This is a genomic window from Alteromonas sp. M12, from assembly GCF_037478005.1.
Taxonomy (GTDB): domain Bacteria; phylum Pseudomonadota; class Gammaproteobacteria; order Enterobacterales; family Alteromonadaceae; genus Aliiglaciecola; species Aliiglaciecola lipolytica_A.
Window position 1 is genome coordinate 3,258,855 of record NZ_CP144164.1, and the last position, 15,465, is coordinate 3,274,319.

Sequence of the window (15,465 nt, forward strand, 5' to 3'; positions counted from 1 at the left end):
TTGCTAGTATTCTTTCTAGCTATTATCAAAGCGCACTCTATTTACTCCCTCTATGGTAAACCCTTTTATTTAAAGAGGATCCATAAAACCGAAAGCTAATCAACAGAGCTTCCACCAGCAACTTAGAATATAAAAATTAACTTCATATACAAAAAATAGATCTCGTAGTTCTAAGGATTTTTATTTTGTTTGATTATCGAATCAGGCATATTTTCGTGTGGAACTGTAGTCATAGATGCAAATGAAATTGCTTAACGATGCTAGCAGATCGATTCAAATAAGAGATTTTAAAAGCAATTTAAGGCTTTTAAATAGCGCACCTTCTTTCAAGATTTCCCTTCCTTTCATATCAACACCAACACTTTTCATTAATAAACTTTTAACAATTAATAGACAATTTAAAAACACTGGCATACTATATATGAAATATTGTTTTGCATTTAAATCAACATTCAAATTATTAATTGAGTTTCTAGAACCCTAGCGAGAGGATCTGATATGAAGTTTAGAACGACTTGTTACGCCGCATTAACATTGGGATTATTGTCTTGTAATAGCAATGCGGAACCAAAAGCTGAGTGGATGCAAGGTAATTGGGGGATTAGTTTTAGAATATCGGGTGGCGATGTTAGTCAGCAAGAAAGTCATGTAAATGAATATCAAGTAAGGCCAGCTGTTGAACAAATAGCTTCAATTCCAGGTTTAACTTGGCTACAAGTCAATCTAACCAATGGTGCTTTTGGTGACCGCTTTATTGTACCGGTGCCAGAAGTTGAAGCAATTAACCCGAATGCTGCGCCGAATAGCATTAATGATTTATATGATCCTACCCTACCAGGAAGAGATCTTTTTGAACAAATCGCACTCGGATTACAAGCGAAAGGCATCAAAGTGGTTGTTTATATTGCCACACAGGGGCCAGGTATGCTGAAACATGGTGCTGAAAAATCGATGGATTACGATCCCTCAATTATTGATGAGACAGACGGTAGTGCCTGTAAATCAACTAAACCCAACAAAAAAGATGCTGATACGCAAGTATATTGCTCGGCGAGTATGAATCGATGGAGAGATTATGTCTTAGTTAATTACCCATCAACTAGCCTTCATCACAGCTTTCAATTAGCCTTAGTTAATATAGTCGAAACATTGTCACTGCGCTATGGCACTCTTATTGATGGCTGGTGGTTTGATCACGCCACATATGGCGACTACGCGTTATTGCCCGATGCAGCAAGAGCCGGTAATAGTGATGCAGTTGTTGCATTAGGCTTAGCTGAAGACGTCCATCTGGAAAATAATCCTGAAGTCCAAGAGGACTACACGGGTGGACATCCTACTCCCTTAACCCGAACAATTTCGTCTTCTGATACGAATTTACCGATGTTGACAGCGATTGAAGCCACTGAAAATGGCTATTTTCCTGCGGTCGGTGATGATGTTGATGCGGTAGGTCACATGTTTATGCCACTTCAGCAATCATGGAATGGCGGTACAGTAGTGTTCTCTGAAGCGAAAGGTTCAGATTGGTTAAACAGAGCTTTAAACGCTAAGGGCGCGTATAGCTGGGCCTTAAGCCATGAAGGGTCAATCTCAGGTGGAGAACCTCTATTAATTTCGCAGCCTCAAGTAAAACTAATGACACGCATTCAAATCAACAGAGGGAAACAGTTACACCTGAACTTAAAAGGTGCTGATGGTTCAACTGCCTATGATGATTCAGTGAACCAATACTCGGCGACGGTGAATGGAGCAACATTTGTTGATGATACTTCAAGAGGCACAGTTGCGAGTTTTACTGAAGGGAACAACCTAACGATAGATAGCTACACCGGTGTTTTAGGTGATAGCGCTCGTACAACAACGGCGTGGATAAAAACAACAGACAATAAAGGCGATATTATCCAATGGGGTAACGCTGCCCCAGGTGAGCAATGGAGATTACGCTTAGTTAGTGGAAAACTTAGATTAATTTTGGGTGATACGACTGTTATTGGCACTACATCCCTGAATAACGATCAATGGCACCACATTGCAGTTGTCGCACCCGATAATGCGGTTGACAATATTAAAATATATGTAAACGGAATCCTAGAAAACACTTCGGTAAACGGCAATACCTCTACCGTTAATACCGTGGCAAATAGTGATGTTCAAATAGGCGGATCATATACCGGACTTATAGACAAAGTCGTTATTCATGACCGTGCTTTAGTTGAAACTGAAGTAGATTACCTTGCAAACTCAGTAGATGCAGATATCGATTTAGAAGTGGCTTACGATCTTCGTTTTAATGAACTATCGGGTAATACTGTTACCGACCATTCAATTTATGAAAGAACTTCAACTAACAATGGCGCTTTGGTTGGTGTATATGACAACAGCCGTGACAGTGAAGTGTATTCGTTTGATGGAAACTCTACTGTTGTTGCCGACCGGTACAATGGTGTCAATGAAGCCGACCCTCGCACCGTTATGGCATGGATAAAAACAACAAACGGGAATGGAACCATTATTAAATGGGGCAATACAGACGTTGTCAAAGGCGAGCAGTATGTTATTCGTCTGAAAAATGATGCCTTGAGAGTCAGTATTACTGGCGGAAGACTAACCGGCACAACCAAGCTTAATGATAGCGAATGGCATCATATTGCAATTGTTTCGCCAGACGAGCAACTAACCAATACAAAGCTATACATTGATGGCGTATTAGAACCCACAAGCTTTGCAGGCACTCATTCAACAATTAACACATATACTGTTAAATCAAAAAGTATGAATGTTGAAATTGGAGCAGATTTTATCGGTGAAATGGATGATGTGTTAATCCACCAACGGCCCTTAAAGTTGTTCGAAATAAAAGCCATGGCCGGTCTTCAATAAATTACTGATGTACGGTTCTAATTTCTCTTCAGAATCCATATTTAATGAGAAATCAAACCATCAACAAAATATTTTTACAAAAATTAAACTTGATAGGAAATACTCATGAAAAGCAAATTATTTAAAACCTTAGTTTTTGGTCTACTACTTAATGCTGGTGCGGCTTCTGCAGCAATTATTAACTTCAACGGTGGAGCAAAAAGTGACTTTACTATTGATGAATTAGTAACGAAAAATTTTATCGTTACAGGGATCTCAGATGGTTTAGGATATTTAGCGCCTGACAGAATTGGAACTGACGTATTGAATCCAATATTTAGAGGGAAAAACTATAGTTTATTGACTTGGACAAATTCGGGTTTTCAGTCTGGCTTTACATTAAAAACTGACAACGGTGACTTGTTTTCGCTAGAATCATTTCAATCTGGAAATGGTTACTTAGATGATTCCTTCGCAGTATCATCTTTAACACTAAACGGTCTTTTTTCAGACGGTTCAAGCATATCAGAAAGCTTCTCGTCGTTAGGAAAGATTAATCTATCTGCCATGTGGGATAACTTGGTTTCCGTAGAGTTTATCGCATTCGGTGAAAACAACAGAGCTTACTGGGATAGTATTCGATACGAACGATTTGCCGCTCCAGTAGTTTCAGTGCCTGAACCTTCAACACTTCTTATAGTTACCCTATGTTTACTTGCTATCACAACCCGCAAATTTGCAACCAAACGATAATCATATCTAACCATTGAGGTTGAGCATTTCAACCTCAATATAAACCAATAAGCTAGCACTTAACTTTCTACCCCGGCCTAGTAATCTATATCCCTTACATCTGCACATTGCCCCCTTACCCATTAATTGAGTAAATTGAACGAACCCTAGCCCCTGACATAAATACAAGCCAAGGCATATGTCACCTTTAACTTGTTAAGATTAGCACTATCTAGCCCTAAATCTCTGATTGGCAGTCTCTGGTTGGCAATCTCAGGTTGGCAATTCCTGGTTCGCAACATTAGTAGCGAGTTTTACTTAGTATCACTCACTTTAACTATCTACTGAATAGGCTACTACGGGCTAAAAATGGTGCAGAAATGAGAATATCATCCTGCATGCGCTTTATGCTATGAAATGCTATTGCGGGGCTTTAATAGCGCCTATACGTCCGCCCTGCCTTTTAAACAAGCTTAACAATATAAGCTTTGAGTAGGATGACAGGCTAAAAACGCAGCACAAACGAAAAAGGCGAGGAAACTTAATGTTTCCTCGCCTTTTACCAGTGAATGCTGCTACACGGATTAATATAGCCGCGATAGAAAGCAATTGTGTCTACTTAACAACCTATTGGGGATTTTGCAATGTGTCCTTCTAAGTCATTAACAAGCATTCAAACTCTAATGCTTGTTTCTTTTTTTACTGACATGGGTTGCTAGTGGTTTGTCACCGCGCAAATCCTTAACTAAAGTTGCATTTTTAGCGCGTAAAAGCGCAACTACCTCTGCATTCTCAGGCGCAGCTATAACATTGTTACTTTCATTAGGATCATTCTCTAAATCAAATAACTCTTCATAAATAGGCTTTTCGCCATTTATGGAAGCAACGCTCATATTGGCATACGACTGATCTTTTTTCTTGTCAAAATAGCGAATGTATTTCCACTTCTGAGTGCGAACCCCTTCCATGCGCGGGTAATTTTGAATTGTCATCATATTTTCAAGGAACAGTTCTTGACGCCAATATTTATGGGCTTTTATAGCGCTATTTTCCAGCATAAGGGGCTTTAGACTCTGTCCTTGCATTTCACTTGGGATTTCATTATTGGTTAAATCCAGCAATGTAGGAGCGATATCTACAAGTGCTACCAACTCATTGCTTTCATTTGCTTTTTTATGCTTAATTCTTGGGTCATAAACCACTAACGGCACTCTTACAGACGGTTCGTATAAATGCACTTTTCCGCCTAAACCAAATTGGCCATGCATAAGACCGTGATCAGAGGTAAAGACAATAATAGTGTTATCCGCTATTCCTTGTTCATCAAGGTGGACCAACAACTTGCCAATTAACTTATCAATACCAGAAATGGCCTGCATTTCTCTTATTTTCCGCTCTTTTAATGCTTTTGGCGTTTTAACGTAGTCGTAACCTCGATTAAATTTGCCGTTGTATACATTTTTAGGAATTTTAGGGGATCTTATGTCTTTTTGTGCAACATAGGTTTCAGGCAGCTTTATTTCATCTATTTGATCTCTGTAAGCGGTTTTATAAAGATCTAAATCAGTCTCTCGCAACTCCATTCTAGATGTACTGTTACCATGGGGAACATTAAAATTAATCATCAACGCAAATGGTTTGTCCGTTGGCCTACTATCAAGGAAACTGTAGCCTGCTTTGAATGCTTCATTGGGCTCCATGAAGTTATCTAAACCTTCTTCCAAAATCTCAACTTGTGTGTCCGCTTGGGCATTTTTAAAAATAGCGTGTTTTTTTCGCTCTTTTGGATAAAAACCTAAGTGCCCATGACTGGCATACCAATAATCAAAGCTTTTATCCATTACACCGCTATCATAGCCAATTTTACCAGCCTCGTTTTTTCCTACTGGTGTATGGTTTTTGCCAATCCAACCAACAAAGTAACCCGCTTCTTTCAAAAGCATTGGATAAGTTTGCGACCACGCTTCTTCTGTCATACTGCTTTTAGAATTGAAGTTAATACCATGACGACGTTCGTATAACCCAGTTAATAAACTCGTGCGGCTTGGGGTGCAAACTGCGCTGGTCGCAAAACTCTTGGAAAACACAGTGCCATTTTCAGCTAAGTTATCAATATTAGGCGTTTGTATAACGGGATGGCCTTCATATCCAGTTACACCAGCCCGCATATCATCAGCTAAAATGACAATAACATTTGGTTTTGTTGCAGCTTGAAAATCGACATCTTTGTTTAGGGTATTTTCGCTATCGCTATTTGAGCTGCATCCTGCAATCCCTAGCGCTAAGGAAATACCAAAATATATCAATGGGTTCCGATTCATTCGCTTTCCTTTATTTTAGTTAGCCCTTGCTTGCTTTTTACTTGGTTGCGTTAAGGAAACCTGAGGAAGTAAATAGCATGGGGATCTTAATTTAGTTTGAGAGTATGGAGCATAGATTATTGGTCAAACCATATGCCCCATATTGAAATAACAATTATGATTTATACTTATCCGTTGTGACTAAGAAATTGTTATCGTCGATGAGTACAAATAAATAAGCATCATACTCTTCAGGAATGCCTCCTGAAATCATCAATTCTTGTTGATTAATTTCTACCGGTACTTTTTTATAAGTAATAAATTTCTTACCCCTTTTTTTATTACCTTTTGTCTTAGCGATTTCTAACAGTAAATAAGCTTCTTTTACCTTAGTTTTACCCGTCACTAATTTAACCGTAGCAACTCGACTTTTCTTATTGAAATTACTTGAAGCTACCTCAGGCACCAATAATCGAGTTGGTCCGTTGGCCTCATGAGCGGGATTTAATTTTGGAAAAATTGCATTATTTTCTGTTAATAATTGGTCCAAGTTTTGTGATAGTTCTTTCACTACATCCGCATATTCAGGAGATTGTATGAGGTTGTTCTTCTCTTCGATATCAAAACGCTTACCGTCTTTGTATAAGCGATACAACGAATATGAATTATCTAAGTGATGTAAAGTTAGCTTAAAATCACCCTCACGAATGGCACTTTGCATGGTGTCATCACTATTGTGAGGGAAATGCCAAAACAAGTTTTTGCGTACTTCACCATTATCAAAAGTTGCTTGCTTATTTTCGTCTTGAAGTACAGGCGATAAATTAAGTCCACTTAACTTTTCTTTTTCCATTTTAGGAATGGTTGAATTAGTTAAGGCTAGAATTGTTGGATAATAATCAAGCTGATTTACAATCCCATGATGATTTACATTCTTTTTAACTGTGGGTCCGGTCACGACCATAGGAACTCTTATACCGCCTTCCTCTGTATGCTTTTTACCCATATCTAACGGCAAGTTGTCGGTGATAATTTCAGGTCCAGACTTCTCTGCTCCGCCGTTATCAGAGGATAGGAAAATATAGGTTGTCTCGATTAACTTTTTACCTGGATTACGAGGGTCATCAGTTTGTTCGAGTAAGGACACCAAACGACCTAAACTCCAGTCAACGGTTGTCACCATTGCACCATAATACGGATTAGTTTGACCTGCTGTTGTTACCGGATCTGGAGTAGTTGGAAATGGTATCCCCAGTTTGTCAGTGTAGTACTCAAGCAAAGCTTTATTCTTGGTAACAATTGGTGTGTGCACCATCCAATGCGCTAAATAAAGAAAAAACGGCTCATCTTTATTTTCTTGGACAAAGTTCAATGCGTTTTCTGTCACTAAATCCAGTGGGTAAGAAATACCGTCAGGATGCTTTTCGCTGTACGGAGGATATTTCTCTTCGCTAAGCGGAAATTGTGCATTATCAAAATCTTTATGACGCTGTTTACTGTTGGAGTGGACGCCTCTTTTGTCAAATGAAAAATCAAAGCCCGCTGTTGTAGGTGCATTACTCGCATAATGCCCTAAGTGCCACTTGCCTACATGGCCTGTTTTATAACCGTTTGCTTTTAACGCATCCGCCAATGTTAAAACATCATCCGCAAGGTGATCGTTAAAATAAGGTTCGATCAGTTGACTGCGTCTATTTTGAGGTGTTGGAATTCCTGCACCTAAAACGTGAGTAAGGTTGGTTTTTGCAGGATGCTGACCGGATAACAAACCTCCTCTAGACGGTGCACAAGTTGGTGCCGAAGAATAGGCTTGCGTAAAATTCATACCTTTTTTCGCTAGCGCCAACATATTGGGTGTCTCCCAAGGCGTTGGTTCATCGATATCATTGAGCTGGCTATCTTGCCAACCCAAATCATCCACGTAAAAAACAATAATATTGGGTTTTATCAGCTCAGATTTCTCATCAATAGCCGTTTCCACTGAAGAACACGACGATAAACTCATCAGCATTGAAAAACCAAAAGAAGCAAGAATGATTTTTTTCATTATGAAGCCTTATTCTACAATTGGAGTTAAATGAATAGCTCGAAGGTTAATGCCACCACCAATAACCTTACCTTTAGGTGTAACAGTAATTGATTGTTTACCTTGTTGAAGCGTTACTACGCCCACTTCGTCCGTGCGGTAGCGATATAATGTTTTGCCTTTTCCTTGACGTTTAGAGTTTTTACGCTCACCAGTATCAAGTGCTTGCATCATCAAAATTTCACCGTTAAATGAAAATACCCATTCACTAAAATCAACTACGTCATCGGCTGAATACTCAACCTCTATAAAGTAATCGCCCGGCTCAGCCACATCAACTTTCCACTCACCTTTGCCATTATCTGTCCAATTCAATAAGTTGTTTGCATAATTCCAATCACCAAACTTCTGCATCCAGCGAATTTCTTTTTTCACACAACCTTCACAGTTAGCAAAAACCGAATTAATAGTGGTTTTGATGCTTGGATCGATACCAATAGTGGTATCGACTTCAGGTTCACCGTCTAATTCAACAACAATAACAGGAACGAGAGAATCCGGTTTATCCATTGCTAATGTGAAGCTTGTCCAACCATTATCCTGCTTAGAATAGGTTACCTCACCTTCATCGCTACCGAATAAGCCTGCCATAAATCCAGGTTCTTCAGCATTTAATAAGCGAGCCGAAGTAATTTGGTTTTTTAATCCAGCTAAGTGGATTTGATCATTTTCAGGCCAGTCAAAAACATGCAAATATAGCTTGTTGCCTTTAACTGTAATATCTCCCCAAGCTTGTGCTCTGCCCCACGGAGAACCTTTAGCGCCATAAATCGTTTCACCACTATGCTCCAACCATTTTCCTGCTCTACGTAGGCCTTTAGCTGCCATTTCTGGTACTTCGCCATTACCTTTAGGCCCAATATTCAACATATAATTACCACCACGGGCGACTGTTGAAATTAAGCGGTGTAAAATTTCTGTACCCGACTTCCAGTTTTTGTCGTACCAAGCATCCCCCCAACTGTTGTTGGTTGTATCAATGGTTTCCCAAAGACCAGGGTGATTTACCTGAGACAAACTGTGATCACCTAGTGTAGAAAAGTCGCCTACACCATTACCTATGCGGCTGTTTATCATTGCCTTGGGTTGCAAACTGCGTGTTAAATCAACTAGTTTTTGAGATTGCTCCTTCGTCATATCGCCAGGGGTGTCGAACCAAACTGTCCGAATGGGACCGTATTCAGTCAATAATTCAGTTACTTGAGGAATGACTTTACGCTCAAAATACTCTGTGAAATCGCCTTCTTGCTTTTCCGATGACCAAGGAATACTCGCGCTACCTTGTTCGTACCAATCCTGCATTTGCGAATAATAAAAGCCCAAACCTATACCAGCTTCTGCACAAGCGTCAGCCAATTCTTTTAAAGGATCGCGTTTATACGGACTTGCATCTTCAATATCATAAGTGCTGCTTTTAGAGTGATACATTGCAAAGCCTTCATGATGCTTAGCGGTAATCACAATGTTTTTCATGCCAGCATCAACTGCAAGCTGGACAATCGCTTTTGCGTCGAACTCAGTGGGATTAAATTGTTTTGCTAATTCTTTATATTCTTCTTTAGGAATATCAGCAACTCGGCCCGACATAAGCCATTCAGAAATTCCATAGTAGGTTTTTCCTTTCCACTCACCCGCTGGAATTGAAAATAATCCCCAGTGAATAAACATAGAATATTTGTCTTGTGCGAACCATTCACCGCGCTCAGCATTGGCATGTTTAGCCTTGTCGATTGCACTGTCGCCCCACAATTCATCCATGGATTGATTAGCTTCAACGTTGTTGTCTTGTGCATAAACTGAGACCGACATCACGCTAGAAAGAAGTAATGCGCTGGCGATTGAAACTGCGAGCTTTTGTCTAATTAATTTCATTGCGATTCCTATAATTTATATATTTGTTACTTGCTGTTTCTTAGGTCCCTAAACTATTTTTACCTGAACTAAAAGTTATGAGTTTAGTTTTGTCCTACTGGTTCGAAACAACCGATTTAATTGTGAATAATTTACTGTCTTAGTGCCGAGAATGTCGACGGATTAGGCGATACTGGCAATGTTTCATTCCACGCTATTGCCAGGCCTTTTAATTTTTTAACGATTTCCGGATATTGATTTGCAACATTCATCGTTTCAGCGCGATCTCTCATAACATTGTATAATTCGACACGGCTTTCATGTTGAAAATAGAATAACTTCCAAGGACCTTCACGCACTGCTAGCATTGGTTTTTTGCCTGATTTTTTGCCATATTGCCACTGCCAGTACAAAGGTTTTTCACGGGTCAAGGTAGCACCTTTTAGAAGTGGCAGAATGCTCTGTCCATCGGGTTGGTAACCTCGAGGTAATTTTGCACCGGCAACTTCTGCAAAAGTGGGCAATAAGTCAACAGCAGTTACGACAGTTTCAGTATCGACTCGCCCTGCGGGCACGTTAGCGGGCCAGCGTACTAAGAATGGTACGCGTAAACCGCCTTCATAAGTGTCGCGCTTTTGTCCGCGCAAACCTGCGGTTTTACCAACACTGAAATAGGTGCCTAAGGGATCAATACCTTCTACTTTTCCGTCGGGATCTATATGGTGAAAGTGTTTACTCTTCGACCCAGTAACTTCTGGGCCATTATCACTAGAAAATACTATTAATGTATTTTCTGCTAAATCTAATTCGTCTAACAAGTTCAGTATTTTTCCAATACGCTGGTCAGCGCCATCAACGACAGCTGCATAAACTTGATCTTGCTCGTTCAAATGGGTGTATTTTGCCATTGAATCATGTGGCGGATAATGAGGCGTATGTGTTTCATGGATCCATAAATTAATAAAGAAAGGTACGTCTTTATTGCGCTTAATGAAATCCGTCGCATCATCATATAATTTAAAAGTATCGGTTTGTGGGCCTGGACCATTAAATACGGCTGCTTCGTCGTATCCATACTCAGTAGGTAGTGGTGCATCTTTAATATTACGATTGGTCAAATGCCACTTACCGAAGTGCGCAGTTTTATAGCCCGCCTGTTGCAGAACTCTAGGCATAGTGACTACGCTTTTATCAAGCCAATCAGGCATCGCAAAATTATCGTGGTGTTCGAAGGTAGCAAAGTGACGATGTACGCTGTTTCTTGCAGGATATTGACCGGTTAAAACCGCGGCTCGACTAGGAGAACAGACAGGATTAGACACACTAAATTGATAAAACTCAGAACCTTCATTGGCTAATCGATCGATATTTGGTGTACGAATGTCTGGATGCCCATGTTTGCTGATATCCCCCCAACCTAAATCATCTGCGAAAATAAAAATAATATTTGGTTTTTCGGCCTGAGTCGCCGATTCCATGCTATTAGCAGCAAAAGATGCTGATGCGATACAGGTCCCAACAACCGCAACTAAGAGTTTTATTTTATTAAATATCACTAATTATTCCCCTACACCACTTTAGCTAGATGAGTTGTTAAAATAAGGCCATTGATTTCAACAATGGCCTTATTTATTCAGATACCGCTATTTACTACTTATTTTTATTCTTTTTCTTTTTCTTCGATTGCGCTGCAAACTCTTCTGAGCTTAGGAACCCATCTTCATCAATGTCTAATCGTGCAAAACGCTTAGGTCCATTTTTAGGTTTCTTGATATTCGCCGAGTACTCTTCTACTGACAATTTACCGTCAGAATTAGCATCGATCTTACTAAACCTACTTTTTTTAGCGTGTGACTCTGTAGAAATAGCAAATAATAGTGCCGTTACAAGTACGCTTGATAACGCTGTTCTTAAAACATTTTTCATGGTGACATCCTCTTTAATTAACTTTTTAGTGGAACCTTCAAATTGGTGACAATTCACCTGTCACCATATAACTTCTTAAGTACATCTAAACTGCCAAGCTCAACGTAGATTCAAAGGTCAAATATGCGAATATATAAATTCTTATATTTCACTTTCGACTTCTCTTGCAACAACTTCTTGCATTAAAGCTAGAAAAGTTTTGATAACATTAGATTAACACAATAAAATCTCGCATGTAAAAACTTATTTTATATATAAATGCAATAAAGATATTGAAGTTTTAGGTAGAACGCTCAGATTCAACCAGTATTCATTAGGAATAACGTATTTTTATGCTATTCATAAATTGATAATCTGGTGAGGTTTGTAGCTGTTGAATCTTTGTTAAAAACGACTAAAGATGCTATCTTTTTGTTCATCAATAAAATTTACATTTAAATATAAATTTAAAATGTAAACATGCAGGACTCTCTTAATATGATTTTTAAATGCAAGAATAGGAAAGTACATGGGCGGTTTGTAGTGAAGGTACTACTCATGCTCGCTGTCGCATTAACCACAGCATGCTCACAGAGTAACAGTACAATCGAGAAAAAGCCTGCTGCTAAGCAATTACCCAATATTGTTATTTTATATGCAGATGATCTGGGCGCCGGCGATTTGGGCAGTTTTAGTTCAAGATCTAAAATACCCACACCTAATTTAGATAAATTAGCTTCGCAGGGGCTAAGTTTTACTGATGCTCATTCCTCATCAGGTATATGTTCTCCTTCTCGATATGCATTGCTTACAGGACAATACCATTGGCGTAAATTCCACGATATTGTAAAGGCATTTGGAGATTCAGTTTTTGAAGCGGAACAACTTACTCTGCCAGAAATGCTGCAACAAAAAGGATATACAACAGCCGCAATAGGAAAATGGCATCTAGGTTGGGATTGGGACTCTATAAGAAAACAAGATGCGCCGTCGGGCGCAGTGGGACCTAACGACTTTGATTGGAATAAAGCTATCGAGAATGGGCCAACAGCTCATGGCTTCGACTATTATTTTGGTGACAACGTTATTAACTTTCCGCCTTATGTTTGGATCGAAAATGATCGCGTAACACAAATACCTGACACAATGGTGGATGGTACGCTATGGAAAAATAAAGAAGGCACAATGCGTTATCGAGAAGGTCCGATGGTGACGGGGTGGAATCCTTACGAGAACATCCCCACGACGACCCAAAAAGGCATCGATTTTATTACTCAAAAATCTAAACAGGAACAACCCTTCTTTTTATACTTTGCATACCCTTCTCCCCATGCGCCGATCATTCCTAATGACGAATTTGATAATACATCAAAGGCGGGACCTTACGGTGATCTAATAGTAGAAACAGATGACTCAATTGGTAAACTTCTCGCTGCAATTGACCAGGCTGGTATTGCGGACAACACCATCATCATTTTTAGCTCCGACAACGGACCTGAAAATTATGCTTACCTTAGAGACCAAAAGTTTAAACATTGGTCCTCCTACCCTTTTCGCGGTCTCAAACGAGATACTTATGAAGGCGGACATAGAGTACCTATGATTGTGCGCTGGCCAAACCATGTGCAGGCAAACAGTCAAACTGATGAGTTAGTGTCGCAAATTGATTTAATGGCAACCATTGCTGAAATAATCGAATTTAAATTACCAAATGATGCTGCACACGACTCTTTCAACATATTGGAACTTTGGACGGGTGAATCTTCAAACAGCCCTCGCCGTGCTATGGTTCACAACACAACTGCTGGTAAATTTGCTATTCGTAGCGATGATTGGACTTTAATTGATGCTCCTTCGGGCAATCAAAATGGTAATTTGACAAGGTTCAATTATGCAGATTGGCAAAACAGACATGGTTATCAAACTGATGACAACCAAAAGGGTCAATTATTCGATATGAAAAATGACCGTGAGCAACGTTTCAACTTGATTGAAAAACACCCAGAAAAAGCCCGTCAGATGCGACAGCTTTTAGAACAAATAAAAAGCCAAGGCTGGTCTGCCCCTCGCCTGAATAAATAAACCAGTGACTCCACTATCTCACAACACTTTACTCTTAGGTGCTTGTGAGATAGTCATTATAAGCGAATTTAAGGTTCAAAGTGATCGGTACGAAAAGGTTGAGCAGGCAGACCCGCAGCGTTAATCAAATTAACCTGAGGAAAGCCTGAAAATGCGTAACGAACATAAAGCGGGTTTTGGAGACTTGGGCTGCTCAGAAGCACGGTATTTTGACGGATTTTAGCATCATCCTTTACCCACTTTTGGCTATCGTTTGCCAACCAAAATTCATCCGGAGCCTTTGAATTTACGGTGCGCAACCCTTCAGCGTGTTCGAAAAACAATCTAACATTTGAGCCAGAAATCACAGCCTTTACCAAAACTGGTCCTTGTGCCTCAACGGTTTGATGCAAGGTGTTTCGCGCCGCTGCATTTGCTAAACGCTGGCCTATGGGTAATTTGTCCAGTGGATGAATATTCGTGGGATGCCCAAGATCAATTGTATTAATAACCGCCACATTTTTCATACTTTGCACCGCTAATTGGGCTTCTCGCATCCACGCCCATGAGTGTGCATTTGGATGTCTCGCCTCTTTAGTGGGGCTAGTGTTCAGCAAAGCATTAAATCGAGGCAACATGACCAGCATAAAATGCATGTCGCTATTATCCCATTGTTGACGATAGCGTTTTATCCAAGCTTGTAAGGCGTCTTTATATTTCAACATACCAGAATTGTTTTTATACCAAGGGTCTTTTACCAAACCGTGCATGCTTTGAGTGTTTCGTTCACCTTGATACCAGACGAGACCTCGTACCGTATAGGGCACAAGAGGATTCATCATTGCATTAAACAATATGTTGGGTTGACGACGTAAATAAACATCATCTATTCGTGTCCAAGGTAATGGTCCCGATAATATTCGGTTAATTTTCGCGATGCGGTCTGCATCGGCATCAAACTCCTGCATAATCGTGTTGAAATATGCTAATTCCTTGGTTAGATCACGAGGCATCCAAGCTTCTATAGATGAACTGCCCCATGCACTTAAAATAATGCCTACCGGAACATCTGCACGCTGCTGCAAATAATAAGCAAAAGAAAATGCGACAGCACTATCAGGTAAGCTTGTTTGCCAATTAGCCTGCATGCTTTTCTGTTCAGTTAAGGCGACGTTGTGAACAACGGTCAAACTACGAATGTGCTTCGCCGATTTGGAGAGAACTTGTATATCCTTAACCCTCCCAATGGCCATATCCATATTAGATTGGCCTGCACAAATCCATACCTCACCTACCAAAATATCAGCAAGCACTATTTTCTGGTTATTACTCGACAAAATCGTCATATTCTTAGGCGAGTAGCTGCCTTTAAGGGGGGCAAGTTGTAGGCTCCAGCTCCCCTGTTCGTTGGTAATAGTGGTTTGGATTTGATTTGCAAAAGATACCGTTATTTGACTACCGGCTGTTGCTTGCCCCCAGATTGTTACAGGTAAATCGCGCTGTAATACCATATGAGGTTGGAAAATTGACCCAACTTGCAAGCTTTCTTGAAACGCTTGTTGAGCGAAAGTGCATGTATATGGAAAGCAGAATGTAAGAAAGGTTAACCTTTGAATAAGCTTGTTAAACACCATGGTTTCCTAGCCCTCAACATCGCTTAAATTCAAA

General features: G+C 39.9%; 9 protein-coding genes. 3 read left to right on the forward strand and 6 right to left on the reverse strand.

All coding sequences use genetic code 11. From position 1 onward, the window contains the following. The first annotated feature begins 498 nt into the window (after positions 1-498). Positions 499-2,883: a LamG-like jellyroll fold domain-containing protein gene (locus VUI23_RS14080; protein ID WP_342804741.1), complete on the forward strand. Its 2,385-nt coding sequence runs from the start codon at positions 499-501 to the stop codon at positions 2,881-2,883. 105 nt (positions 2,884-2,988) lie between these two features. Then, on the forward strand, positions 2,989-3,615 hold the full coding sequence (locus VUI23_RS14085; RefSeq protein ID WP_342804742.1) for a hypothetical protein: 627 nt from the start codon (positions 2,989-2,991) through the stop codon (positions 3,613-3,615). 659 nt (positions 3,616-4,274) lie between these two features. On the opposite strand, the gene VUI23_RS14090 is transcribed toward VUI23_RS14085, so the two are convergent. The 5 genes from VUI23_RS14090 to VUI23_RS14110 form a co-directional block, all read right to left on the reverse strand. Further along, positions 4,275-5,915, reverse strand: a complete 1,641-nt coding sequence (locus tag VUI23_RS14090) for a sulfatase-like hydrolase/transferase (RefSeq protein WP_342804743.1) — start codon at positions 5,913-5,915, stop codon at positions 4,275-4,277. 154 nt (positions 5,916-6,069) lie between these two features. After that, positions 6,070-7,941, reverse strand: coding sequence for a sulfatase (locus tag VUI23_RS14095; protein WP_342804744.1), 1,872 nt, complete (start codon positions 7,939-7,941; stop codon positions 6,070-6,072). 9 nt (positions 7,942-7,950) lie between these two features. Further along, positions 7,951-9,852 (reverse strand): alpha-L-fucosidase, encoded by a 1,902-nt coding sequence (locus tag VUI23_RS14100; protein WP_342804745.1) that lies wholly within the window; start codon positions 9,850-9,852, stop codon positions 7,951-7,953. A 131-nt stretch (positions 9,853-9,983) separates the two neighbouring features. Further along, a complete protein-coding gene (locus VUI23_RS14105; protein WP_342804746.1) occupies positions 9,984-11,387 on the reverse strand; it encodes a sulfatase-like hydrolase/transferase in 1,404 nt (467 codons plus the stop codon). 94 nt (positions 11,388-11,481) lie between these two features. Then, positions 11,482-11,757, reverse strand: coding sequence for a hypothetical protein (locus VUI23_RS14110; RefSeq protein ID WP_342804747.1), 276 nt, complete (start codon positions 11,755-11,757; stop codon positions 11,482-11,484). A gap of 537 nt (positions 11,758-12,294) precedes the next feature. On the opposite strand from VUI23_RS14110, the gene VUI23_RS14115 reads away from it, so the two are divergent. After that, positions 12,295-13,818 carry an arylsulfatase gene (locus tag VUI23_RS14115; RefSeq protein WP_342804748.1) on the forward strand — a complete coding sequence of 508 codons (1,524 nt, stop codon included), beginning with the start codon at positions 12,295-12,297 and terminating at the stop codon, positions 13,816-13,818. 68 nt (positions 13,819-13,886) lie between these two features. Here the strand turns inward: VUI23_RS14115 and VUI23_RS14120 are convergent, their stop codons facing one another. Then, on the reverse strand, positions 13,887-15,431 hold the full coding sequence (locus VUI23_RS14120) for a sialate O-acetylesterase (RefSeq protein ID WP_342804749.1): 1,545 nt from the start codon (positions 15,429-15,431) through the stop codon (positions 13,887-13,889). Positions 15,432-15,465 lie beyond the last annotated feature (34 nt).

Bases quoted from the DNA above. Each gene is read 5' to 3' on its own strand.
- VUI23_RS14120 (WP_342804749.1), bottom strand. From the start codon at position 15,431: ATGGTGTTTAACAAGCTTATTCAAAGGTTAACCTTTCTTACATTCTGC.
- VUI23_RS14085 (WP_342804742.1), top strand. From the start codon at position 2,989: ATGAAAAGCAAATTATTTAAAACCTTAGTTTTTGGTCTACTACTTAAT.
- VUI23_RS14080 (WP_342804741.1), top strand. From the start codon at position 499: ATGAAGTTTAGAACGACTTGTTACGCCGCATTAACATTGGGATTATTG.
- VUI23_RS14095 (WP_342804744.1), bottom strand. From the start codon at position 7,941: ATGAAAAAAATCATTCTTGCTTCTTTTGGTTTTTCAATGCTGATGAGT.
- VUI23_RS14090 (WP_342804743.1), bottom strand. From the start codon at position 5,915: ATGAATCGGAACCCATTGATATATTTTGGTATTTCCTTAGCGCTAGGG.
- VUI23_RS14115 (WP_342804748.1), top strand. From the start codon at position 12,295: ATGCTCGCTGTCGCATTAACCACAGCATGCTCACAGAGTAACAGTACA.
- VUI23_RS14100 (WP_342804745.1), bottom strand. From the start codon at position 9,852: ATGAAATTAATTAGACAAAAGCTCGCAGTTTCAATCGCCAGCGCATTA.
- VUI23_RS14110 (WP_342804747.1), bottom strand. From the start codon at position 11,757: ATGAAAAATGTTTTAAGAACAGCGTTATCAAGCGTACTTGTAACGGCA.